The 343-nt window shown below is 59.2% G+C and carries 1 protein-coding gene; it reads right to left on the bottom strand.

Annotated features, from left to right (window positions below; translation table 11 throughout):
- Nucleotides 1-343, bottom strand: a 343-nt coding sequence (locus X742_RS0139915; protein ID WP_031248901.1) for a class I tRNA ligase family protein, incomplete at both ends; no start/stop codon positions are given.

Here is a 343-nt window from a genome sequence, read left to right on the forward strand (position 1 = left end):
CTGCATCGGGTACACGGCCGGCAAAATCCTGCTTGATTTCCTGGTTCAACGCATCAAGCCAGTTCACCCAGATACCTTGGAATACCTCGTTGTCGGTGCGGCGCAGCCCGTCCAACGTGAAATCCGTCCGCTCCCCTTCCGGGCGTGTCAGGCCCAAATGGAGGCGCACGACGTCGACTGTCTTTGGGCTCAGAACGTCCTTGCCCCAGACCGCATGGCGGCAGCTGGTTGAGAACTTCTTGCCGTCGAGCAGGTAGAACTCGTTGACGTGATAGTGGATTCGCGGCGTCCAGTGGGAGAAGACCTCGGCGTAAAGAGCGGGGTAGAGTAGCGCGTGGTAGAA

The organism is Mesorhizobium sp. LNHC229A00 (genome assembly GCF_000502415.1).
GTDB lineage: Bacteria > Pseudomonadota > Alphaproteobacteria > Rhizobiales > Rhizobiaceae > Mesorhizobium.